This is a genomic window from Ethanoligenens sp., from assembly GCF_047718355.1.
Classification (GTDB): domain Bacteria; phylum Bacillota; class Clostridia; order Oscillospirales; family Ethanoligenentaceae; genus Ethanoligenens.
In genome coordinates this window covers 1-23057 of sequence record NZ_JBDNLG010000040.1, presented here as the reverse complement: position 1 = coordinate 23057, position 23057 = coordinate 1, and the positions used below count along the sequence as shown (strand labels likewise).

Here is a 23057-nt window from a genome sequence, read left to right as displayed (position 1 = left end):
CTTGTTTAGATTTGTTTTCGAGAGAAAGAAATTGAATTTCAGTATTAATACAGCAACAATTATCAAAACTGAAATAGAAATTAACAGTATAATTCGGTGCTTCATTGTATTGTCCCCATAAGTCAATAATATCCATTTTGCAATCAAAAAAACCCCACATCCGCACCCGCATAAACCGGTGTACTGGATGCCGCTACGATGCATATTACCCCATCATGGCAGTTGCAGAGCTGGAAAGTCACACATACCCGCGTTTTGTGCCATCAAAAGACGAATTGCTAATTGTAGTCTTGTTATTACCTTCTTTTTCATTTGCTTTTTCCTATGTCGCATTATTACTATGTAACGAGGGAATAGAATAATTTTACCATATTTGTGTAATATTCAACACATAATTTGTATGTATTTTGTGAACAATCTTTTTGGAAATATTTTATATAGTATTTCTAATATCTCTAAATAGCAAGGCGTATTCCAAAATCCTACATTTTTTTGTTGCTTGAATGCCCATAAAAATATGTGCGTAGTCATGTTAGGTCGAACTCATTGACTATCTGGATTACAAAATGATACCTTCAAGGAGATGTTATCATTATGTGTAACGAATAACGTGAATTGGCAAGACTGCTATCCAAGAAATGCAAGAGCATGGAGGGCGTCCAAAACCTCATAAAGGATTTATTCAAGGACACAGTTGAAAAATGCTTGAGGATGATTTCTCCGGCAATGTTTAATAATTAATCCATATAACTGACTATGCTCAAGTGAGGAGGTATCGCAACCAACATATGAATATGGTTAGGGCAGCATTCTGCCTCTATTATTTCCACACCCTTGCGTTCACTCAATTCTCGTAAAATTTTCCCTATGTCCGCCCTGATTTTGCGATATATTATTTGTCGACGATATTTCGGGGCAAACACGATATGGTATTTGTATCTCCATTTACTATGTGATAAACTTTTTACGTCATCCATTGACAGAAACCTCCCAAGCTTCCTTGCGTTGGTTGTCAGACCTTCATTTGTGTAGCATAGGCGGTTTTTTCTGTGTCCCATAAGGTTTTACCCACCCCCAGTTCAACTGGTGGGTGTATCTTGCCTGTTCGGCAACAATAAGAAAGAATCACACCCCGAAAGATGTGATTCTTATTTTCAGTAAATATTAGTGCGATCTTATACCAATATTTACCTACCAGTTTGGTGCGGGAGATGGGACTTGAACCCACATACCGAAGTACCGGCTCCTAAGACCGGCGCGTCTGCCATTCCGCCACTCCCGCGTAGTCACGTCAGTTATGATAGCACATCTATTTGCGGGATGTCAACAGTTTGTCTATAATTTCCCACAAAGCAAACAGGCAAGACAACGATATGTCTTGCCTGTTTGCTTTGTGGGAACGTGTCGGGGGGATAAGGTGCCATATGAAAAACGGTTTCTCAAATCGGAGTAAACATACATCGATGTGGCGTACACGGCCTGCTCCGCCAGATACTTTCAGATACCAATTAAATAGCTGTGGCTGTGATGGTATCGCCCTCAGCAGAAAAATTGAATGTTTTAATCTGCCGATCACAGAATGTCACCAACAACTCAGCAATTTTATCCTCCACCTCGCGGCGCACATTACGTCGCAAATCACGAGCACCAAATTTGCCGCCGATTGATTTTTTGACCAGCGCGGCAATCAGAGCATCGTCCCAGAGCAGATCCATACTTTTTTGTGCGAGTGATGTTTTGAGCTCATTCAGCATCAAGCCTGTGATAAGGCCGAAATCATCTTCTGTAAGCGGGCGGAAGACCACAATTTCGTCAATACGGCTTAAAAATTCAGGACGTAGGAAATCAGCCAGTGCCTTGTGTGCGCGTTCTTTTGCAACAACATTTGGTTCTCGATTAAAACCAAGCGAATTGGTTTTTTTGTCTGAACCGGCATTTGAAGTCATTACGATGACAGTGTTTTCAAAATTGACCTTGCGCCCATGTGAATCGGTCACATGGCCGTCGTCCAAAATCTGCAGCAAAATATTCAATACATCAGGATGTGCCTTTTCAATTTCATCCATCAAAATGACTGAATAGGGTTTGCGGCGTACTTTTTCAGTAAGTTGTCCGGCCTCGTCATATCCGACATATCCCGGAGGTGCTCCGATAATGCGGGAAACCGAATGCTTTTCCATAAATTCCGACATGTCCAGTCGAATCAGGGAATCAGGCTGATCAAACAATTCGGCGGCAAGTACTTTGACCAGTTCGGTCTTGCCAACGCCAGTCGGGCCGACGAAAATAAAGGAAGCCGGGCGGCGGCGCGGGCTGATTTGTACACGGCTGCGACGAATTGCAAGAGAAACAGCTTTTACTGCTTCATCTTGACCGATGATCTTCTCTTTGAGGGTGTCCTCTAAGGTAGATAAACGTTTAAGTTCCTGTTCCCGTATACGGGAGGCTGGAATGCCGGTCCAAAGCTCAATAACATAGGCAAGGTCATCTTCTGTTACGGCAACATCACCAGCGGCATCACGCAGGCCCTGCGCTTTTGCTAACAAGCGGCATTCCTCGCTCTTTACATCGGCCAGTTGTTTGTAGATATCCTGGCCCTCGGTTTGCATGAGCTGTTCTTCTTGTGCTTTAAGCGTAGTTAATTCACGTTCGACGCCCGACAATTCGGATGCGGCTTTGTTGCGCAGAGCCGAGCATGAGCAAGATTCATCCAAAAGGTCGATGGCTTTATCAGGAAGGAATCGGTCGGTAATATACCGTTCCGAAAATGTGACAATACGCTCTAAAATTTCCTCGGGGATACGTACACCGTGGAAGCGCTCATAATAGTCTCTGATCCCTTTAAGCACTTCCAGTGTTTCTTCCAAGGATGGTTCTAATACCTTGACAGGTTGGAACCTGCGTTCAAGTGCCGCGTCCTTTTCGATGTATTTCCGATATTCATCGAAGGTCGTTGCTCCGATGACCTGGATTTCCCCACGAGACAGAGCGGGTTTGAGAATGTTTGCGGCGTTCATGGAACCTTCAGCATCCCCCGTACCTACCAAATTGTGCACTTCATCAATGAAAAGGATGATGTTACCGGCCTTTTTGACTTCGTCAATCAAGCCCTTGATGCGCCCTTCAAATTGCCCACGAAATTGTGTACCGGCCACAAGAGCTGTCAAATCCAGCAGATAGAGCTCGCGATCTGCCAGCCTTGGCGGAATATCACCGGACGCAATTTTCAGCGCCAGTCCTTCTGCAATGGCGGTTTTACCAACGCCTGGCTCACCGATGAGGCAAGGATTGTTTTTAGTGCGTCTGCATAAAATCTGCTCCACCCGATAGATTTCGCGTTCGCGGCCTACGATGCGGTCAATTTTCCCGTCTTCGGCTTTACCAGTCAAGTTGATGCAATAGCTATCCAGATATTTGTGCTTAACGGCTTTGTTTTCATGTACCTTGGGCTCCCGTGTCTTTTCATTACCGGAACCGTTATTTCCTTGATTGGTTCCTTGAAACAGATTTTCTAAAAATGGAAAAGGCGAGGACGGGGAACCGCTGGCGGCTTCTCCGTCAGTAGCGCTGCCAGCAATCAGATTTTCCAGCTCACTGCCCATGTTTTCAAGATCTTCATCCGATACACCCATTTTTTCCACCAAATCATTAACAGGTTTAATACCAAGTTCACGCGCGCACTGAATACAAAGACCGTCATTGATGGTCTTGCCATTTTCCACGCGGGTGATGAACACGACGGCGATACGTTTTTTGCAACGAGAACAATACATAATTTTCTCCTTTTAACCCCACGGGGAAGTATTTGCCTGAGATCGACTGTGCTGTGCGGATAGGATTGCAGATTAGTCGTTGTTACGACCTTTCTTTGATGCAAGCTTTACAAATACAGGTATATACATAATAAATGAAAAAAGCATGAATAAAAGGCTGATACCGATTAAAATATCGGTAATGCCACGGTTCGGTCGGAAAACGATGATGGAAACCATCACCACATAAAACACGACCGTACCAAGTTTGCCGAACCATTTTGCGCCGGAAAGCGTTTTGCCCGTATGCAACATCCGGGCGCCGGCAATAATCATCAGTGCTTCGGCTACAAAAATGACAAACAACCACCACGGTGCCACCTGGCCCACTACCAGACAGACACAAACGGTCGCCTGCGTTAGTTTATCGGCAAACGGATCAAGGATTTTCCCCAGGTCTGTCGTCATGTGGAAATGGCGGGCGATGATGCCGTCCAAGACATCCGTCAAGCCGGAGATGCCCAGAATCGCAGCAGCAATAAGACCGCCATGCGCATGCGGAGAAAAAAAGACCACAATAAAAACAGGAATGAGTGCAAGGCGCAATACAGAAAGCCAATTGGGAATTCCAAACGTTTTAAACGACCCGTGTTTTGTCATTTTTGACACCTCCGCCCCTTATACGCTCCATATGATTTCGCCCGCGCCGTTTTCATCACCGAAAAGGACGCGGGCGCCGCTGTGTAGCGTTGGATTTAACCTATCATATCACACTCTTATCGTTTTCACAATATTTTTGCAAAGGGATTTGACTGATAGAAATATTTAAAAACGGAGGTTTGATCGATCACAGCAGTTGTAATGGGAAAATTCGAAACATTTAGTATGGGTAACAGTGCGGAAATCAGGGTGCAGATCACAAATAGCATTAAGAATGCCTTCACGATGCCAAGGACAGCGCCTCCGATCCGGTTAAGTGCGCCGAGGACGGGTACGCGGGAAATTCCTAAAGATAGGTTCTCAAAGATATGCACGGCCGTTATGAACAAAAAGAACAGGATGATAAATGCAATCCCGCGCCCGATGGACATGCCTATCGGCTGTATCACGGCTTGCATGGCCGCGTTTTCCAGTTGCCCGGTTCCCTGCTGAAACAAGCTGTTCAGATTCAGCCCCGGGGCGAATTGCTGGATGGACTGGCCGAATTGTTCTGTTAAAGAAGACAGCGTATGTCCGGCAAGATAATTTTTCACATGTGCAAGCATAATATTTTGCAACAGATGGGTGTAGATCCAGGAACCGAGAGGCACGCTGAGCGCTATGGCAGCGAAAACAGCCAATACATACCCAACAAGCCCAATGACTGTGTACAGAAAGCCCCTCCTGTAGGATAGCCAAATGGTTGCTAAGATAATCAACACAGTGAGCACGTCCAGCAGAACGCTCATAAAAAATCCTTTCGCAGCGGGATGATACAAGTCATTTTTTAACCGGATAATGGTAAATGTTTTGCAGTCCAAAAATAAAATCGTTGTTTTTCTGCATCACAGCGGCCAATTTATCACCGGCGGCGTTTGTCACAGAGATTGGCTTGCCATTAGCGTCTCCCATCCAGATAAGGTTGGAAGAAAGTGCAACAATGCCGGATTGACCTGCGTAAACCGAGTCAATGTTATCCGTAATACTGACGGGTTTGGCAGAGAGAACCTGATCACCCGCGATTAGAGGCACCAAAAGAGAAGCGGCGGTTTCATTTTCATAATGATTGAAAACCAGCACTGTGGAACCACCGCTGTTACTATAACAAGAAAGTTGCCTGGTTCCATAGGCATAACTTCCAGTCTGTTTACCGCTGCCGTCTAAATACAGGGTCTGGTTATCGCCTACCGCGGTGATACGCCCGTTGCTGTTATACTGTATAGAAAATAGCAACGTACCGTCCACACGCTTTTTGCTCACCGGCTTTGTGCTTCCCAGACGAAACACATCTACAGTGGAGGAAATGCCGCCATTCTGGGCGCCGATCTCAATAGCGGCAACCGATGAGCCGTCGGGGCTGAGCGCCGCACACAGGATGCGACCTGCTGTATCGTACCAATGAAAAATGGATTTTCCTTGTGCATCATAGACCGTCAGCTCGCCCAGATACGCACTGGACTCACTCACAAGAGCAAAATTCCCGGTTGCCCCCATGCTGCCTGAAACGATGGGATTGGAAGCATTTGCAGAGACAGGCTCGTCAAAGCGCCGTTCTACCCGAAATTGTTTTCCGCCCCGGTCATAGAGCAGTGACCGTCCACTGGAAGCGGAAATTTGCGGGTTATTCATACCGTGCTGACGCCAGGCGAGCTGCGTTCCGGCACTGGAATACAGGAAGAAAGCTGTGTCGGTCAAGACACCAAGGTTGTTACCCATAGCGGCAGCGCCTTTGAAATCGCCGCTGGGCAGGCTGACGGGAAAACGGTTGGAAGAAGAACTGGTGAAGAAATTTTGAATGGCCTCGGTTGCTTCCGCTGGGAAAATATTATCCCAGTTGACATAAATCAACAACGCGAGAATCAGCGCGACCAGAAACAAGAGAACCCGCCGCCGCCGCCGTGTAATATGGCGGCGACGCGCCTCACGTAGATCTTTATAGAAAACCAGCCGGTCGGTTACCGTGTTTTCATATTTGTCGTCAGTAGTTTTCACGTCCTGTCCTCCCGTTTTGGCGCCGGCGTCATGTCGCACCCGTATCTATAGTATACCATATTGCAGTGGGCTCGCGCTATTTATGCTGTCGGTCATGTTGCTTCATCATACAGTATACGGTTGAGGTAAAGCCCGTGGGCCGGCGCAGTCGGGCCTGCCGCAGCGCGGTCAAGCGAATCGATCACAGCAGGAATATCCACGGGCTGGAGTTTGCCCTGTGCGGTATATAGCAATGTTCCAACCATAATACGCACCATGTTATACAGAAATCCATTGCCGCGCACACGAAAAAACACTTGTTCTTTTTCCCGCCGTACCTGCGAGCAGGAGATAGTGCGCACGGTGTCGGTCACAGAACTGCCCGCCGCACGGAACGATGCAAAATCATGCCGACCAAGAAAATAACGGGCGGCTTTGTCCATGGCGGCGTCATCAAGCGGGCAGGGAACATGCAGCATCCGCCCGCGCTGAAACGGATCACGTACCGGTGCGTTCCAGATTTGATACAGATACTCTTTTTCAAGCGCACTGTAACGCGCATGGAAAGAGGAGGGGACTTCCCTGCAAGACAGAACTGCGATATCACCCGGCAGACAGGCATTGAGTGCACGGACAAGATTCTCAGAGGGAATGGTATGTTCCGTGTGAAAATTGCAGGCATAGGAGCGGGCGTGCACCCCTGCGTCGGTGCGGCTGCAACCAGTCACCGGAGGACGCTGACGCAGGATGGTTTCCAGTGCATCCTGCAAGGTCTGCTGCACGGTCACACTGTTTTTCTGTACTTGCCAGCCGTGGTAGGCTGTGCCGTCAAAACGCAAGTATAACAGCAGATTGCGCATCGCCCGCCCTCCTTTTTCAAATGCTGCCGAAATCGTTCACGAAATCGTTCAAATGATATGCGGCAGGATAAAGTTCAGATACAGTACACAGCCGAACAGCAGAGTGGTGACGGCCGCCGCCGCGTAATCCCTCCCGGTAAAGCGCAGAATATGCAGGCGGGTGCGGCCCTGACCGCCTTGATAACAGCGGCAGTCCATTGCCAGCGCCAACTCGTCTGCCCGCCGGAACGCCGACACGAACAGCGGAATGAGAATAGGCAGCAATGCCTTAACACGCCTCAACAGGTTACCGCTTTCAAAATCCGCACCGCGTGCCTTTTGGGCCTGCATGATCTTTTCTGTTTCTTCAGTCAGGGTGGGAATAAACCGCAGGGCAATGGTCATCATCATGGATAGTTCATGCACCGGCAGTTTGATTTTGGCAAGCGGGGCCAGCATGACCTCCAAACCGTCGGTCAGCAGAATGGGCGACGTGGTGTAAGTCAGCATGGATGCGCCGATGATGAGAAAAATAACCCGGGCAGACATAAAGGCAGCCGTAGCAATGCCCTCACGCGTGAGGGTGAAAATCCAAATATGTGCCAAGGCATGACCCGGCACATAAAACATATTGACAACCCCGGCAATCAGGATAACAATCACAAGCGGCTTGATACCGTTGAGCAGCATTTTAATTGGAATATGTGCCAGTGCCGTGACCACCAGGATAAACACGGCGGCGATTGCCAACCCGACAGCGCTCTGCGCCGTGAACAGCGTGGCCATATAGAATAACGACAGCAGGATTTTCATGCGCGGGTCCATTCGGTGCACGACCGATTCGCCGGGAAAATACTGCCCAATGGTGATGTCCCGTATCATCTACGCGCCTCCTTGAGTACCCGCAGGATTTCTGCCTTGCCCTGTTCTACCGTATAAACGGTATCCCGTACCGGATACCCCAGCTCTTTCAGGCGCAGGAATACGCGGGTGATCTGTGGTACGTCCAGTCCCATTTCCAAGAGTTCGCGCGAGCGGGCGAAGGTGGCGGGGACGGTATCGCACAGGATGGCTTTGCCTTTATCCATCACCAGCACGCGGGTGGCCAGCCGGGCGATGTCTTCCATACTGTGGGAAACAAGCAACACTGTGTTGCCTTGTTTGCGCTGGTAATCGCGAATGCGTTCCAAGATGGATTCACGACCGCGCGGGTCCAGGCCGGCGGCAGGTTCGTCCAGAATTAGCACACTGGGGCGCATGGCCAGCACACCGGCGATGGCAACGCGGCGTTTTTGTCCGCCGGAAAGGGCAAAGGGGGATTGCTCCAGCCATCCGGGTTCCACGCCGACAAAGGACGCCGCTTCCCGAACGCGTGCGTCAATTTCCGCTTCATCCAGCCCCATGTTGCGGGGGCCGAACGCAATGTCTTTGTAAACGGTTTCTTCAAACAGCTGGTATTCCGGATATTGAAACACCAAACCAACTTTAAAGCGTAAAGCGCGTTTGTTGGAATTTTTATCCCAGATATCCTGCCCGTCAATGAATACGCGGCCGCTGGTGGGTTTGAGCAGACCGTTAAGGTGCTGGAGCAGCGTCGATTTGCCGGAACCGGTGTGCCCGATTACGCCGATGAATTCCCCTTTTTCCATGCAAAGGGTAACATCGTCCAGGGCGGTCTGTTCAAATGGGGTACCGGTGCCGTATTTGTAGGTTACATGTTCGATTTGGATGATGGGCAATGCGATCCCTCCAGCAAGCCGGCGAGCGCGTCGGCAAGTTCGTTGACGGTAAGAAGCCCCCGAGGCAGCTTTATGCCGCATTTTTCCAGTTCATGTGACAACTCGGCAGTCTGCGGCACATCCAGCCCGACCGACTGAAGCAGGGAAATGTTGCTGAAGACCTCTCTGGGTGCGCCGTCGAGAATGATGTCTCCGCGCTCCATCACGACCACACGATCGGTCTGCACCGCTTCATCCATAAAGTGGGTGATGAGCACTACGGTCACACCCTGTGCGTGCAGATTCTGCAAAGTGGCGAGTACTTCCCGTCGTCCACGCGGGTCCAGCATGGCGGTTGGCTCATCCAGCACAATGCAGTCCGGCTGCATCGCCAGTACACCGGCGATAGCGACCCGTTGCTTCTGCCCGCCGGACAGATGGTGTGGCGGACGCTTGCGAAAATCATACATACCGACGGCTTTTAGAGCTTCGTCCACCCGGCGGCGGATTTCTGCTGTCGGCACGCCCATATTTTCCAATGCAAACGCCACATCTTCTTCTACAATGGTGGCGACAATCTGGTTGTCAGGGTTTTGGAATACCATGCCGATGTGTCGGCGGATATCGTACAGATGTGCTTCATCCCGCGTATCAATACCCATGGCGCGTACTTCGCCGGACTCCGGCAGCAAAATGGCGTTGAAATGTTTGGACAAAGTGGATTTTCCGGACCCGTTGTGCCCAAGGATGGCAAGGAATTGACCTCGCGGCACTTGCAAGCTGATATTATGCAGGGCTTGCACACGCCGTGTCTCATCGACCGAATAAGAATAAGAAATGTTTTGAACGTCTATGATGTTTTCCATATCGGATGCACCGCCTTTGCGCTGTTTTCGTGTACGGCCGCGTTATGCAAAGGAGAGGAGCGCGGTCGCGCCGCAGGGAAGCACCAGTCCGCTTTCCTGTACCGGCAAACCGATTTCGTCAGCTTCCAGCCGCCCGCCGCGTCCTTTAGCCGCTGTAACCCCCAGCATATACGCCATGACCGAAGGCGACAGACCGGTGGTGTAGGAGTTTAGCAGGAAAAAGAGGGGGTTGTCCGAGAGCAGTTCTGCTGTTTGTTTGAGTAGATCAAAAAGCGTCTGTTCCAGTTTCCAGATCTCGCCCCCGGGGCCGCGTCCGTAGGACGGCGGGTCCATCAAGATGGCATCGTACCGGTTGCCGCGCCGTATTTCACGGGCGACAAATTTGCCGCAGTCATCCACAAGATAACGAACCGGTTTATCTGTCAACCCGGAAAGTGCGGCGTTCTCTTTAGCCCACGCGACCATGCCTTTTGCCGCATCCACATGGGTCACCTGCGCACCTGCGGCAGCGCAAGCCACTGTCGCGCCGCCGGTATAGGCAAACAGGTTGAGAACCTTGATGGGCCGTCCAGCATGTTGAATGGTTTGACGCATCCACTCCCAGTTCACGGCCTGTTCAGGAAACAGCCCAGTGTGTTTGAAGCCCATCGGCTTGAGCAGAAACTTTAGGTCGCTATATGAGATCTGCCACTGATCAGGCAGATTGGCTTCCCAGTATCCGCCACCCGCCTTGGACCGGTGATAATGTCCGTCTGCATGGCGCCATGCGTCGCCGCGCGGGGTGTTCCAAATGACCTGTGGGTCAGGACGGATTAAGGTATAGTCTGCCCAACGTTCCAGCTTTTCTCCGTCCGAGGTGTCCAATACCGTGTATTCTTTCCAGCCATCGGCTACACGCATGTTGTCTATGCCCCCATTCGGGTCTTGACAATGTCGGCGATGCTGCCTGCCAGTTTTTCGATTGTGTGGATATCCTTGCCCTCTACCATCACGCGGATGAGCGGCTCGGTGCCGGAAGCGCGTACCAATACACGACCGTCGCCGGCCAGAGCCGCTTCCGCCTTCTGAACAGCGGCGGAAACTGCCGTGTCTGCCGAAAGGCGGGTCTTACCGTCAGCGCAGACCTTCACATTGACCATCACTTGCGGATAGGTTGGCATGACGGCAGCCAATTCGGACGCCTTGCAACCCGCATTTTTGAGTGCGTTGATGAGTCGGATAGCCGTCAATTGGCCATCACCGGTGGTTGCGTCATGTAAAAAGATAATGTGTCCGGACTGCTCACCGCCAACTGCGTAGCCGTGGGCACGCATGGATTCGAGAACATAGCGGTCACCCACCTTGGTAGTTTCCACATGGATGCCGTTTGATTCTGCAAAACGGAAAAAGCCAAGGTTAGAGAGAACTGTTACAACCGCGGTATTTTCCGGCAGGATGCCCCGCTGCTTCATGTCATGAGAAAAAATAGCAATCAATTTATCGCCGTCGATGATGGAGCCGGTCTCATCTACCGCCAAACAGCGGTCGGCGTCTCCGTCAAAAGCTACGCCCAGATCACAGTGGTTTTTCAGTACAAACTGCTGTAGCTGTTCTAAATGCGTAGAGCCGCAACGGTCGTTGATATTGGTGCCGTTTGGGTTGGCACTGAGAATGTCACATTCCGCACCAAGTGCCGCAAACAGCAAAGGAGCCGTCACACTGGCCGCGCCGTTGGCACAATCCACCGCGATACGTAAACCCGAAAAATCTGTTTCCACCAGGCCGAGCAGGTGGCGGATATAATCGGCGGCAGCGTCTTTGGAATGCGAAATTCGCCCAATACCGTCGCCATCTTTTTGCGGAGGAACCGTTGCGCCGTCCAGCAGGATGGCTTCGATTTCTTCTTCCAGTTCATCCGACAGCTTATAGCCTTCGCTGTTGAACAACTTGATCCCGTTATATTCCATGGGGTTATGCGAGGCGGAAATCACCGCGCCCGCGTCGGCCTCATATTTCTGTACCAGGTAGGCTACCGCCGGAGTGGGAACCACGCCGAGCAGGAGAACATCCGCGCCTACGGAGCAAAACCCGGCAGCTAAGGCGCTTTCCAGCATGTCCGCTGAAACGCGTGTGTCGGTGCCGATGAGGATGCGCGGTCGATGATGCATTGCCTCCGTTAACACCAAAGCCGCCGCGCGGCCGAGGTTCATGGCAAGTGCACAGTCCAGTTCCGTGCCGGCTACGCCGCGCACACCGTCGGTTCCAAAAAGTCTGCCCATGTTTTGTTGTACCGCCTTTCAAGCAATCAAAAGGTGACGGGTAACGACGCCCGTTACGCTCATTCTTTATTTTATTCTATGCAGTTGTTTTTCTCTGGAGATGCTGTGTTTTTTACAAATCCACGGTTTGCTTATAAAAAGGATTGCTGCTGCGGATCTGGCGGCGGCGTTTGTGGCGGGTTCATCCCCAAATGGGTATAGGCCGCCGCAGTTGCCATCCGTCCGCGCGGGGTGCGCATCAGGAAGCCGATCTGCATCAGGTAGGGTTCGCACACATCCTCAAGCGTGACAGCCTCTTCACCCATCGCCGCCGCCAATGTTTCCAGACCGGCCGGACCGCCGCCGTAGTGCTGAATGAGCACCCGCAGCATCCGACGGTCGGTGGCATCCAACCCCAGCGCGTCAACCTCCAGCCGGTCAAGCGCCAGTTTGGCAGCTTTGTGCGTAATAACGCCGGTTCCCATAACCTGCGCAAAATCGCGCACCCGCCGTAGCAGGCGGTTGGCGACACGCGGCGTGCCGCGCGCCCGCCCGGCAATCTCAAGTGCGCCTTCCGGATCGCAGTCAATTTGCAAAATGCCAGCACTGCGGGTAATAATGCCGCACAGTTCCTCTTTGGTATAAAGCTGCAAACGCATTAAGACACCGAATCTGTCGCGCAGAGGGGAAGTGAGCTGCCCCGCACGCGTTGTCGCGCCTATAAGTGTGAAACGCGGTAAATCCAGCCGTATGGAGCGTGCGGACGGACCTTTGCCGAGGATGATGTCCAGCGCGTAATCTTCCATGGCCGGGTAGAGCACTTCCTCCACACTGCGCGATAGGCGGTGAACTTCGTCGATAAACAAAATATCGTGCGGGGCAAGGTTGGTCAACAGCGCGGCCAGATCGCCCTGCTTTTCAATGGCTGGGCCGGAGGTGACGCGCAGATTCACCCCCATTTCATTGGCGATGACGCCCGCAAGCGTGGTTTTACCCAGCCCTGGCGGGCCGTAAAGCAACACATGATCGAGTGCTTCTCCACGTTTTTTGGCCGCTTCGATGAAAATCTTCAGATTTTCTTTGACTTTTTCCTGCCCGGTATAATCTTCCAGTGTGCGGGGGCGCAAATTTTGTTCTGCCTCCGCATCCTCCGCAGTATAGTCCGGTGTCACGATGCGGTTCTCAAAATCCGATTCCATGTTTTATTCCTTGTTCTAATGCGTGCACACGGCACAAATGCTGTCGTTATGCTCTTGCAAGCAAACGCAGAGCCTGCCGGATCATATCTTCCACAGAAAGCGCAGAATTGCATTGGCCCACAGCCCCCATTGCTTCCGCGTTGGAATAGCCGAGAACAACCAGTGCGCTTACAGCTTCCGCCGCATTGCCGCCGGAAACAACCGGTGCAGGCGCTCCTTCCAGTAGGGAAGAGGCAGCTTGCTCGCCGCTGATTTTATCTTTCAATTCCAGCACAATACGCTGGGCGGTCTTGTTGCCGATACCCGGTGCGCGGGTAAGCGCTTTGGCATCCCCGGATGCCACGGAAAAAGCAAACTGCGCGGGTGTGGTTTGCGACAAAATGGAGAGCGCCGCTTTTGGCCCGACACCGGATACACCGATGAGTAACCGAAAACAGTGTAACTCCTGCTCAGTGGCAAAACCAAACAGGTCAAGTGCATCCTCCCGCACGTTTAGGTGCGTGTATAAAAAAGTATCTTTTCCCTGTGGCGGGAGCGTATTCAATGTATTCGAAGTGGTCAGGCACTTGAACCCGACCCCTCCGCACGAAATGACGGCTACGCCCGGTTCTGTATGGGTGAGCGTGCCGTTTAAACTATAAATCAAGTTCGTATGTCACCGTCCTTGTTGGTAGAGCGCGCCCAGGCGAGAGCCTGCGCTGTTGGCGTGACAGATAGCGATTGCCAAGGCATCTGCGGTATCGTCTGGCTTTGGCACTTCGCGCAGGTTGAGCAGCATCCGCGTCAGTTCCATTACTTGTGCCTTTTCCGCACGCCCATAGCCCACAACTGCCTGTTTAACTTGTAATGGCGTATATTCCGCAATGGAGACGTGCGCCTGCTCGGCCGAAAGAACAATCACGCCTCGCGCTTCCGCTACAGCAATGGCCGTGGTCGTGTTGGTATTAAAAAAAAGCTCTTCTACCGCCATCGCATCGGGCTTGCAAACGTGAAAAAGTTCCCGCATTCCATCGTGAATCTGCGCCAACCGCTCGGGAAAAGGTGTTTTCGCGTGTGTACGGATGGCGCCGTATTCCAGAACGGTATAGCGGTTCTGTTCGTACCTTATCGCACCATATCCCACGATAGCGTAACCGGGGTCTATCCCCAAAATGACCATATTGTCCTCCGCGCGGGTTTGACGTTTTATTGGCGCATACAGTTGCAAAAAATCAACTTAATATTGCATTTTATTATAGCATATGCGGCTCCTGCGGGCAAGCCGACATTCGGATTTGCCTACAGAAGCGGCTATATATTCATCTGGCCCACGCATTTTTTGTTGTGTGTCCGTCCTCGGGTGTTGAAAGCCCCCTATTCTTGGTCTATAATACTAAGGATATGAAATGGCCATGCGTATATGGCGGAAGGCAGGAGAAACACATGGAACAATCACGCATTGAGGCCTATTTTGCGGCGCAGAAGCAGACGCTGCTCGATGATATATGCCGCGTTGTGCGCATCAAGAGTGACAAGGGGGAGGCTCTGCCCGGCAAACCATTTGGTGAGGGCCCGGTGGCGGCGCTAGAGGAAATGCTCCACCTGGCGGAAAGCATGGGATTTCGCACCAAAAATTATGAGAACTATATTGGCACGGTGGATTTCAATACGAAACAAACGCAACTTGCTATCCTCGCGCATCTGGATGTTGTGCCGGCGGGGAACGACTGGACGGTCACGCAGCCATTTGCCCCGGTTATTCAGGACGGAAAATTGTACGGGCGCGGTACGTCGGATGACAAAGGCCCTGCCGTTGTTGCACTTTATGCGCTGAAAGCGGTAAAGGATCTTGGCGTATCTTTGCAAAAAAATGTGCGCCTGATTGTTGGAACCGATGAAGAATGCGGCAGCGCGGATATTGCCTATTATTATAGCAAGGAAAAGGAAGATCCGATGACGTTTTCGCCGGACGCGTCTTTTCCAGTGATCAATATCGAAAAAGCGCGGTTGGTCGGGACGCTTTCCGCGACGTTTTCACGAAACGATACATTGCCGCGCGTAAAACAAATGGATGCAGGCGTAAAGGAAAACGTAGTGCACGACGTTGCCAAGGCGGTGGTGGAAGGCCTTGCGCCGGAAAAATTGGTTCCTTTCCTCAGGCAGGCAGAAGAGCAGACCGGCGCGCAGTTTACGGTCGGTTCTGGGAAAGACGGGGTGGAGATCACCGTCAAAGGCAAGTCCGCTCACGCATCCACGCCGGAGCAGGGGAATAATGCATTGACTGCATTACTTTCTTTACTGGCTGCACTGCCTTTGGCAAAAAGCGACGGTGCAGACAAACTGTGCGCGCTGGCAAAGCTGTTCCCACACGGGGATACGGTTGGTCACGCTGCAGGCGTAGCACAGGCAGATGATGCATCCGGAGCGCTGACCATCAGCTTGAACATGTTGCATGTGGATGAAAACGGCATGTCCGGTGTGTTTGACTGCCGCGCGCCACTTTGCGCAACTGAAGAAAACTTGCAGAATGTCTTGCAAAAGCAATTTGAAACGGCGGGTTTTAGCTTGCGGCAGGATTTTGCACCTGCACATCATGTGCCGGGTGATACGCCGTTTGTGCGCACGTTGCTCAAGTGCTATGAGCAGTACACCGGCCGCAAAGGGGAATGCATGGCGACGGGGGGCGGTACGTATGTGCATGAGCTGCAAAACGGCGTGGCGTTTGGGTGTTCGATGCCGGAGACTGACAACCGGATGCATGGCGCGGATGAATTCGCCGTTGTAGACGAACTGCTGACCGCCGCCAAAATATATACGCAGGCCATAATTGACCTGTGCGGAGAAGTGGGCGGATGATTTATTTAGACTATGCCGCCCACACTCCGGCAGATGAAACAGTTTTGCAGACCTTTTGTGACACCACGCGGGACTATACGGCGAATCCCAGTTCACCGCATCCGCTCGGTCTGACGGCGAAAGAGCGGTTGGACGCGGCAACACGGGAAATCGCTGCACTGGTGGACGCGAAGGAAACCGAAATCATCTACACGTCGGGTGCAAGTGAGAGCAACAATCTCGCCATCAAGGGTGCGGCACATCAGTATCGGATGCGCGGCAAGCATATCCTGAGTACTTGGCTGGAACATTCTTCGGTTACCGGCGCGCTTGCCGCTCTGACGCAGGAAGGCTATGAAATCGAATACCTCAATCTTACGCCGGAGGGTCAGGTCGATCTGGCAGATTTAAGAGCCAAATTGCGCAAAGACACGGTATTGGTTTCGGTCTGTATGGTGGACAGCGAAGTTGGACTGCGTCAGCCGGTTGCCGAAATCAAGGAAATTCTGATGGATTATCCGCACTGTGTATTCCATGTGGATGCGGCACAGGCGGCGGGCAAACTGCCTGTTTCTCTAAAAGACGCCGACCTCATCACTTTTGCGCCGCACAAATTTTATGGACTGATTGGTTCGGGTGTGCTTTTGCGGCGGGAATCCGTGTTGCTCACGCCGCTGATTGACGGCGGTATCAGCACTACACCGTTTCGCAGCGGTACGCCTGCCTTGCCGCATATCGCCGCGACGGCAACGGCACTTTCGTTGGCTCTGCGAGAGCGGGAAACCCGCATAACGTATGTGGAATCGCTCAATCGGCGGCTTCGCCAGGCACTGGCGGCTGACCCGGATATACGGATCAACAGCACGACTTGCGCTGTTCCCTATATTTTGAATATCAGCCTGCCGGGTGTACGTGCGGAAAAAATGCAGCAGGCATTGGCCGAACAGGACATCTGTCTGTCCACCAAATCGGCTTGCTGTGCGCCTGGCACAGTATCGCGTCCCGTCTTCGCACTCACCAAAGACAAAAAGGCCGCGCTGTCTACTTTGCGTATCAGTTTGAGCCATCTTACCACCGCGGAAGAAATTGAAGCCTTTTTGGCGGCGTTTGGCAAATGCAAGCGCACGCTGTATCAATAAACAGGAATGGTCAAAACCATGGAATTTTACGAACAAGTCGAGCGAAGCATTCAGAAAAAATACCGCAAAGAAATCTGGATTCGATTTATACAAAGCATCAAGGAATACAATCTGATTCAAGAGGGCGACCACGTGGCCGTCTGTATTTCGGGTGGCAAGGATTCCATGTGCATGGCAAAATGTTTTCAATTGCTTGCCCGCCACAGCGAAGTGCCGTTCACTGCGGAATATCTGGTGATGGACCCTGGATACAACGCCATTAATCGCCAGCGCATATTGGACAACGCGGACGCCATGCAGATTCCGATTCATCTGTTTGAAACACAGATTTTTGATATTGTGGCGGAAGTGGACACATCGCCCTGTTACCTTTGCGCCAAAATGCGGCGCGGTCACCTGTACAAACAGGCGCAGGAATTGGGTTGTAATAAAATTGCACTGGCGCACCATTTTGACGATGCGATCGAAACCGTGCTGATGAGTATGCTGTACAGCGGCGAACTGAAGACCATGATGCCCAAACTGCACAGCGCACATTTTCCGGGTATGGAACTCATACGCCCGATGTACATGGTGCGGGAGGCCGATATCATCGCGTGGCGGCAGTATAATGCGCTGTCTTTTATTCAGTGTGCCTGCCGCTTTACAGAGAATTGTGTGCTGGGCGATAACGGCGGCGGCTCCAAACGGCAGGAGATGAAAGCGCTTGTCAAGAAATTCCGGCAGACCAGCCCGGTTATCGACACGAACATCTTCCGCAGTATGCACAATGTCAATCTGGATGCCATCATCGGCTGGCGGCAAAATGGCAAACGCCACAGCTTTTTGGATGAATACGGGGAATAGAATGCCTTTTTAAAAAATGTTTATGCCGGCATAAGGGGGTGCGGCATTGAATCTTCATTTGGTCAAAGTAGGTGCAGCAGATGCAGAAGAAATGCTCCGCATGCAAAGGAAGTGCTTTGCTGCGCATTATCAACGGTATCGGGATATCAAAAGTCCTTATAAACAGTCCATTGAACAGATGTGCTTGCGTATTCAATATGAGCATGGGTTCTATTATGCCATTGTCTGGAATAAAAGGCGTGTTGGGGGATTGTTCTTGATTAAAAGAGAACACAACTGGTATCACGTTGGAATATTGTATGTTCTGCCAATGTTTCAAGGAAAAGGCCTCGGGCAGGCTGTACTGGCAATGGCGGAGCAACTGCATGGAAATGTCCAAAGATGGACGCTGGATTGTCCGAAGGATTTGCCGCTTAACCGCCGTTGCTATGAAAAGTCTGGTTATCGGCTGACTGGCGAGACGGAGGTCGTAAACGGCCGTTTGACACTGGTGTATTATCAGAAAGAGCGGCCTGTGTAAACGTACTGAAGGGTATGGCGCCTTCCGTCATGCATGATTGTTTAATCAATCACATGATGTGCATACCATTTGTTTCCCCGGAATCGGCGCAGGAAGATAATACCGCGTACAAACCATTCGGCATCCATTGCAAACCAGAACCCTGCAATACCAAGTTTCAATACGAACCCGAGCAGGAGTCCGACGCCAAGGCGAAACAGCCACATGGAAAGCATGGATACGATTGATGTGAATTTCGAGTCGCCTGCTGCACGCAACGCCGAGGGCAGCACAAAACTGAGCGACCACGCTGGAATCTGTGCAATCGCGTTGACAAACAGGATGAGCGAGATTGTAGGCAATATCGCCGCTGGCGCGTGAAACAGGACAGACATGGATGCCAGTATGGGAATGGTGAGTATATCCGTAAAAATATAGGAGGCTGACGAAATCCAGAGAAAGTTGCGGATAAACTTTTTGGCGTCTTTCAAGCTGCCGTAGCCAATACACTGTCCAACCACGGTCACAATGGAAAGCAGCAACGCGTTCCCAGGAATCTGTATAACGCCTAACACGGAGTTACAGATGGCATTTACCGCGATGGAATACGTCCCTAACCCAACAATGAAAATCTGGGTCAAGATTTTACCACCGTTGAAAAACATTTGTTCTGCGGCAAACGGAATACCGATAAACAGAATGCGTTTTGCCAGTGCAAACTGGACGTGAAACATATCCTGCCAGCGGAATCGCAGAGATAAATTGATTCGTATGAGATAAAACAGCGCACAGGCTGCTCCCAGATAACGGGAAAGGTTGACGGAAATCGCCATGCCAAGCACGCCGAGATGCAGCGCGTTGATAAATAACAAGTTAAAGCCAACATATGAGAGATTCATAATGAGTGATAGGGAAAGTGCACTGCGCGATTCCCCAATTCCTCTCAATGCGCCGCACACGCTTTCTTCCGCTGCAATCCCGCAGTAGGACAGGCAGCTCCCGATAAAATAGATGCGCGCATTCGCCATGACATCGGGGGAAGCTGTGCCAAACAACACCGAAAGCACTGGCCCATGCAGCACCAGAAACAGCGTGCTGATGACCAATGCAAACAGGAAAACCGATGTGACCGAACCGGCGGCGGATTTGGAAACCATTGCGTTATCGCCCCGCCCCTTGTATTGGGCGACGACCACGGTGCCACCGGTGGAAACTGCAACAAATACGGAAACCAGAAAAATATTGATGGAGTCCACCATGTTGACAGCACTGACCGCTGCTACGCCGGTGGAACTAATCATGGCGGTGTTAATGAGATTGCTGCCGAATACGAATGCCTGATCGACCATGATGGGAAGAATAATAGCAATGACCTGTCGATAATCCAGAAAATCTCCGGACAGGTGCCGTCGGAGTAAACTACGCAGATAAATGCGAGATTTTAGAAATGGATATTTCTTTGTTTGCACAAGATTCGCCACACTTTCGCCGTTTATTCTAACACAATCGACGATTTAAAAAAAGAGCTGGCGATATAAAAGAATTCACAACCCGAAAATTATGTCGTTTTCACATAAAGAAGGATTGCTCAGAACAATATGTTGTCGCAATCTCCAAAATCTTCAATAAAAAAACACGAGCCAACGTTTTAAACGCTGACTCGTGTTTTTTAAAAGTTATGCATACCCCACACTATAAGCAGGGTTGATTATGAGGAAATTATTTGCCGTAATATGCAGCTTTATAAAGCTCGGCAATCTCGCTGACAAGCGGCAGGCGTGGGTTGGCACCTGTGCACTGATCGGAGAACGCTTTGTCAGAAAGAGAATCCAAGTTCGCCAAAAATACATTTTCAGGCACACCAGTTGCTTGGATGCTCATTGGTTCGTTCACAGTCTTCATCAAATCGCGGATGGCTTTCACGAGGGAAGCCACGCCTTCTTCTGGAGTACTTGCTTTCAGACCAACGTGACGAGCGATTTCTTGGAAACGCTGCGGTGCAATATAGGTCTCATATTTTGGCCAAATTGCATATTTCGTCGGTTTCGGTTGGCCGTTGTACGCAACAACGTAGGGGAGAAGGATAGCATTTGCGCGTCCGTGCGGGATGTGGTACTCGCCACCAAGTTTATGAGCCATCGAGTGATTCAAGCCGAGGAATGCGTTGGTAAACGCCATACCAGCCATGCAGGAAGCATTGTGCATCTTCATGCGTGCTTCCGCATCTTTCGCACCATCTGCATATGCACGGGGCAGATATTTAAAGACAATCTCAATTGCTTTGAGCGCCAAGCCATCGGTATAATCGTTGGCCAGAACCGACACATAGGCTTCAATCGCATGGGTCAAAACATCCAAACCGGTATCTGCTGTGGTGGATTTCGGCATCGTCATGACGAACTGAGGATCGATGATGGCGACATTCGGGGTAAGTGCATAATCAGCCAGCGGATATTTGAAGTTATTGACTTTATCCGAGATAACGGCAAAAGATGTGACTTCAGAGCCAGTACCGGATGTGGTGGGAACTGCAACCATTTGGCATTTTTTGCCGAGTTCCGGGAAATGGTATGCACGTTTGCGGATATCCATGAATTTCTCATGGGCGCCTTTAAAGTCAAAATCCGGTTGCTCATAGAACAGCCACATGCCCTTTGCTGCGTCCATAGAAGAACCGCCGCCAAGTGCGATAATGACATCTGGCTCAAACTTCTTCATCGCTTCTACGCCGCGCATAACAGTCTCAAAGGACGGATCTGGCTCGACTTCAGAAAAAATCTGGCTGTGGCAGTATTGCTGACGTTTGCGGAGATAATACAGGACTTTTTCCACATTGCCAAGTTTGACCATGACGGGATCGGTGACAATCATCGCACGGGAGATATTCGGCATTTTTTCAAGATATTGAATTGCGTCAAACTCGAAGTAAATCTTCGGCGGTACTTTAAACCACTGCATATTGACTCTCCTCTTGGCAATGCGCTTTTTGTTGATTAAGTTGATAGCGCTGACATTCTGAGAAACAGAATTGTGGCCATAGGAGCCGCAGCCAAGAGTAAGGGAAGGAATATTGGCATTGTAGACGTCACCAATACCACCTTGAGAGGACGGTGTGTTTACCAACACGCGTCCAACTTTCATGTCTTCGCCATATTTCAGAATGATTTCATCGTTAGTGGAATGAATGGCGGCAGAGTGGCCAAGGCCACCGATTTCCAACATACGGAGAGCTGCTTTAAAAGCATCCTCCGTACTGCTGGCAATATAGTAACCCAACACCGGAGAAAGTTTCTCATGCACAAGAGGCACATCGAAATCCACTTTGTCCAATTTAGCAAGAAGAATCTTTGTATCGGCAGGTACTTTGATACCGGCTTGTTCCGCGATCCAAACCGCAGACTGGCCAACGACAGGAGGATTGACCGACATTCTATCGTTGATGACATACTTTGAAAGCTTTGCGGTCTCTTCCGGATTGGTGAAATAGCAGCCGTTATCTTTCATGATCTTTTCAAAATCGGCAGCGATTTCCTTATCGACAATTGCGGCCTGCTCAGAAGCGCAGATCATGCCGTTATCAAATGTCTTGGAAAGAATGAGATCGTGGCAGGCACGACGGAGCTTGGCAGATTTTTCAATGTAGCACGGAACATTACCAGGACCAACACCCAAGGCAGGTTTGCCGCAAGAGTATGCCGCTTTCACCATGCCGGGTCCACCGGTCGCCAAAATCGTGGCAACGCCGGGGTGGTTCATCAACGCGTTGGTCGCATCAATGGAAGGCTCACTGATAAACTGAACGATGTTGTCGGGGGCGCCGGCAGCCACAGCAGCTTCATTGAGGATACGAGCAGTTTCCGCGCAACATTTCTGTGCGGCTGGGTGGAAACCAAAGATAATGGGGTTACGGGTCTTTGCGCAGATAAGCGATTTGAAAATCGTGGTGGAAGTCGGGTTAGTAACCGGCGTGACACCAGCCACGATACCGACTGGCTCTGCAATGTCTACGTAGTCTTCCATATCGTTTTCGTCGACTACGCCAACTGTCTTTGCATATTTGATATCATGCCAAATATATTCGCTGGCAAATATATTTTTGGTAATTTTGTCTTCGTAGACACCGCGTTTGGTTTCTTCAACCGCCATTTTTGCCAGATACATGTGCTTATCCAATGCGGCAAGCGCCATGGCATGCACAATTTTGTCAACCTGTTCCTGATTAAATTTGGAGAACTCGTCCAAAGCTTTTTGCGCTTTTGCGACCAGATCGTCAATCATTTGATTCACGTCGGGTTTCTGCGCTTCCTGGGCTACTGCTTTTGTTTCGGTTGCCATTAAATTGCCCCCTTAAGCAATATTGTTAAATATTTATCAATATCATTATACGATATATTTTTGCAAGTTGCAAGTCATTCTTGTGCAAATCGGGCTATTTCACATAAAATTAGCGTAGTTTTCAAATTCATTATACATAATAG

General features: G+C 50.6%; 19 protein-coding genes, 1 tRNA gene and 1 pseudogene. 4 read left to right on the top strand and 17 right to left on the bottom strand.

Annotation, left to right across the window (positions count from 1 at the left end; all coding sequences use genetic code 11):
* Positions 1-743: 743 nt before the first annotated feature.
* From tnpA to ruvC, 15 genes and pseudogenes are all read right to left on the bottom strand, one after another.
* Positions 744-977 (bottom strand): annotated as a pseudogene (gene tnpA, locus ABF463_RS07770) (IS200/IS605 family transposase); the annotation flags it as partial.
* A gap of 223 nt (positions 978-1200) precedes the next feature.
* A tRNA-Leu gene (locus tag ABF463_RS07765) sits at positions 1201-1282 on the bottom strand.
* Between the two features lie 226 nt (positions 1283-1508).
* On the bottom strand, positions 1509-3773 hold the full coding sequence (locus ABF463_RS07760) for an AAA family ATPase (RefSeq protein ID WP_415533018.1): 2265 nt from the start codon (positions 3771-3773) through the stop codon (positions 1509-1511).
* 72 nt (positions 3774-3845) lie between these two features.
* Positions 3846-4412 carry a CDP-alcohol phosphatidyltransferase family protein gene (locus tag ABF463_RS07755; RefSeq protein WP_415533017.1) on the bottom strand — a complete coding sequence of 189 codons (567 nt, stop codon included), beginning with the start codon at positions 4410-4412 and terminating at the stop codon, positions 3846-3848.
* 125 nt (positions 4413-4537) lie between these two features.
* The gene (locus ABF463_RS07750; RefSeq protein ID WP_415533016.1) at positions 4538-5200 is read right to left on the bottom strand and encodes a CvpA family protein; all 663 of its coding nucleotides are present in this window, start codon (positions 5198-5200) and stop codon (positions 4538-4540) included.
* Between the two features lie 31 nt (positions 5201-5231).
* Complete coding sequence (locus ABF463_RS07745) at positions 5232-6443, bottom strand: DUF5711 family protein (RefSeq protein ID WP_415533015.1); 1212 nt, start codon at positions 6441-6443, stop codon at positions 5232-5234.
* A gap of 92 nt (positions 6444-6535) precedes the next feature.
* Positions 6536-7282: a tRNA pseudouridine(38-40) synthase TruA gene (gene truA, locus ABF463_RS07740; protein ID WP_415533014.1), complete on the bottom strand. Its 747-nt coding sequence runs from the start codon at positions 7280-7282 to the stop codon at positions 6536-6538.
* Positions 7283-7330: 48 nt separating this feature from the next.
* Entirely contained in the window at positions 7331-8143 is an 813-nt protein-coding gene (locus ABF463_RS07735) for an energy-coupling factor transporter transmembrane component T family protein (RefSeq protein WP_415533013.1), read from the bottom strand.
* Entirely contained in the window at positions 8140-9000 is an 861-nt protein-coding gene (locus ABF463_RS07730) for an energy-coupling factor transporter ATPase (RefSeq protein ID WP_415533012.1), read from the bottom strand. Before ABF463_RS07730 ends, ABF463_RS07735 begins: the two co-directional genes overlap by 4 nt.
* On the bottom strand, positions 8973-9845 hold the full coding sequence (locus ABF463_RS07725; protein WP_415533011.1) for an energy-coupling factor transporter ATPase: 873 nt from the start codon (positions 9843-9845) through the stop codon (positions 8973-8975). The genes ABF463_RS07730 and ABF463_RS07725 overlap by 28 nt, the downstream gene beginning before the upstream one ends.
* A 42-nt stretch (positions 9846-9887) precedes the next feature.
* Complete coding sequence (locus ABF463_RS07720) at positions 9888-10745, bottom strand: class I SAM-dependent methyltransferase (protein ID WP_415533010.1); 858 nt, start codon at positions 10743-10745, stop codon at positions 9888-9890.
* Between the two features lie 5 nt (positions 10746-10750).
* Positions 10751-12103 (bottom strand): phosphoglucosamine mutase, encoded by a 1353-nt coding sequence (glmM, locus tag ABF463_RS07715; protein ID WP_415533009.1) that lies wholly within the window; start codon positions 12101-12103, stop codon positions 10751-10753.
* Between the two features lie 131 nt (positions 12104-12234).
* Positions 12235-13281, bottom strand: coding sequence for a Holliday junction branch migration DNA helicase RuvB (gene ruvB, locus ABF463_RS07710; protein WP_415533008.1), 1047 nt, complete (start codon positions 13279-13281; stop codon positions 12235-12237).
* A gap of 46 nt (positions 13282-13327) precedes the next feature.
* On the bottom strand, positions 13328-13927 hold the full coding sequence (gene ruvA, locus ABF463_RS07705) for a Holliday junction branch migration protein RuvA (protein ID WP_415533007.1): 600 nt from the start codon (positions 13925-13927) through the stop codon (positions 13328-13330).
* Between the two features lie 9 nt (positions 13928-13936).
* The gene (gene ruvC / locus ABF463_RS07700; RefSeq protein WP_415533006.1) at positions 13937-14440 is read right to left on the bottom strand and encodes a crossover junction endodeoxyribonuclease RuvC; all 504 of its coding nucleotides are present in this window, start codon (positions 14438-14440) and stop codon (positions 13937-13939) included.
* A gap of 263 nt (positions 14441-14703) precedes the next feature.
* Here ruvC and pepV point away from each other — a divergent pair, with 263 nt between their 5' ends.
* Genes pepV through ABF463_RS07680 form a run of 4 tightly spaced genes read left to right on the top strand, consistent with a single transcriptional unit; the run spans position 14704 to position 18600 of the window.
* Positions 14704-16116, top strand: a complete 1413-nt coding sequence (pepV, locus tag ABF463_RS07695; RefSeq protein WP_415533005.1) for a dipeptidase PepV — start codon at positions 14704-14706, stop codon at positions 16114-16116.
* Complete coding sequence (locus tag ABF463_RS07690) at positions 16113-17234, top strand: cysteine desulfurase family protein (RefSeq protein ID WP_415533004.1); 1122 nt, start codon at positions 16113-16115, stop codon at positions 17232-17234. The genes pepV and ABF463_RS07690 overlap by 4 nt, the downstream gene beginning before the upstream one ends.
* An 18-nt stretch (positions 17235-17252) precedes the next feature.
* A complete protein-coding gene (locus ABF463_RS07685) occupies positions 17253-18080 on the top strand; it encodes a tRNA 2-thiocytidine biosynthesis TtcA family protein (protein ID WP_415533003.1) in 828 nt (275 codons plus the stop codon).
* Between the two features lie 46 nt (positions 18081-18126).
* Entirely contained in the window at positions 18127-18600 is a 474-nt protein-coding gene (locus ABF463_RS07680; protein ID WP_415533002.1) for a GNAT family N-acetyltransferase, read from the top strand.
* Between the two features lie 41 nt (positions 18601-18641).
* Here the strand turns inward: ABF463_RS07680 and ABF463_RS07675 are convergent, their stop codons facing one another.
* Together ABF463_RS07675 and adhE are read right to left on the bottom strand one after the other, a co-directional pair.
* Positions 18642-20048: an MATE family efflux transporter gene (locus ABF463_RS07675; RefSeq protein WP_415533000.1), complete on the bottom strand. Its 1407-nt coding sequence runs from the start codon at positions 20046-20048 to the stop codon at positions 18642-18644.
* A gap of 250 nt (positions 20049-20298) precedes the next feature.
* The gene (adhE, locus tag ABF463_RS07670) at positions 20299-22914 is read right to left on the bottom strand and encodes a bifunctional acetaldehyde-CoA/alcohol dehydrogenase (protein WP_415532999.1); all 2616 of its coding nucleotides are present in this window, start codon (positions 22912-22914) and stop codon (positions 20299-20301) included.
* Positions 22915-23057: the final 143 nt, after the last annotated feature.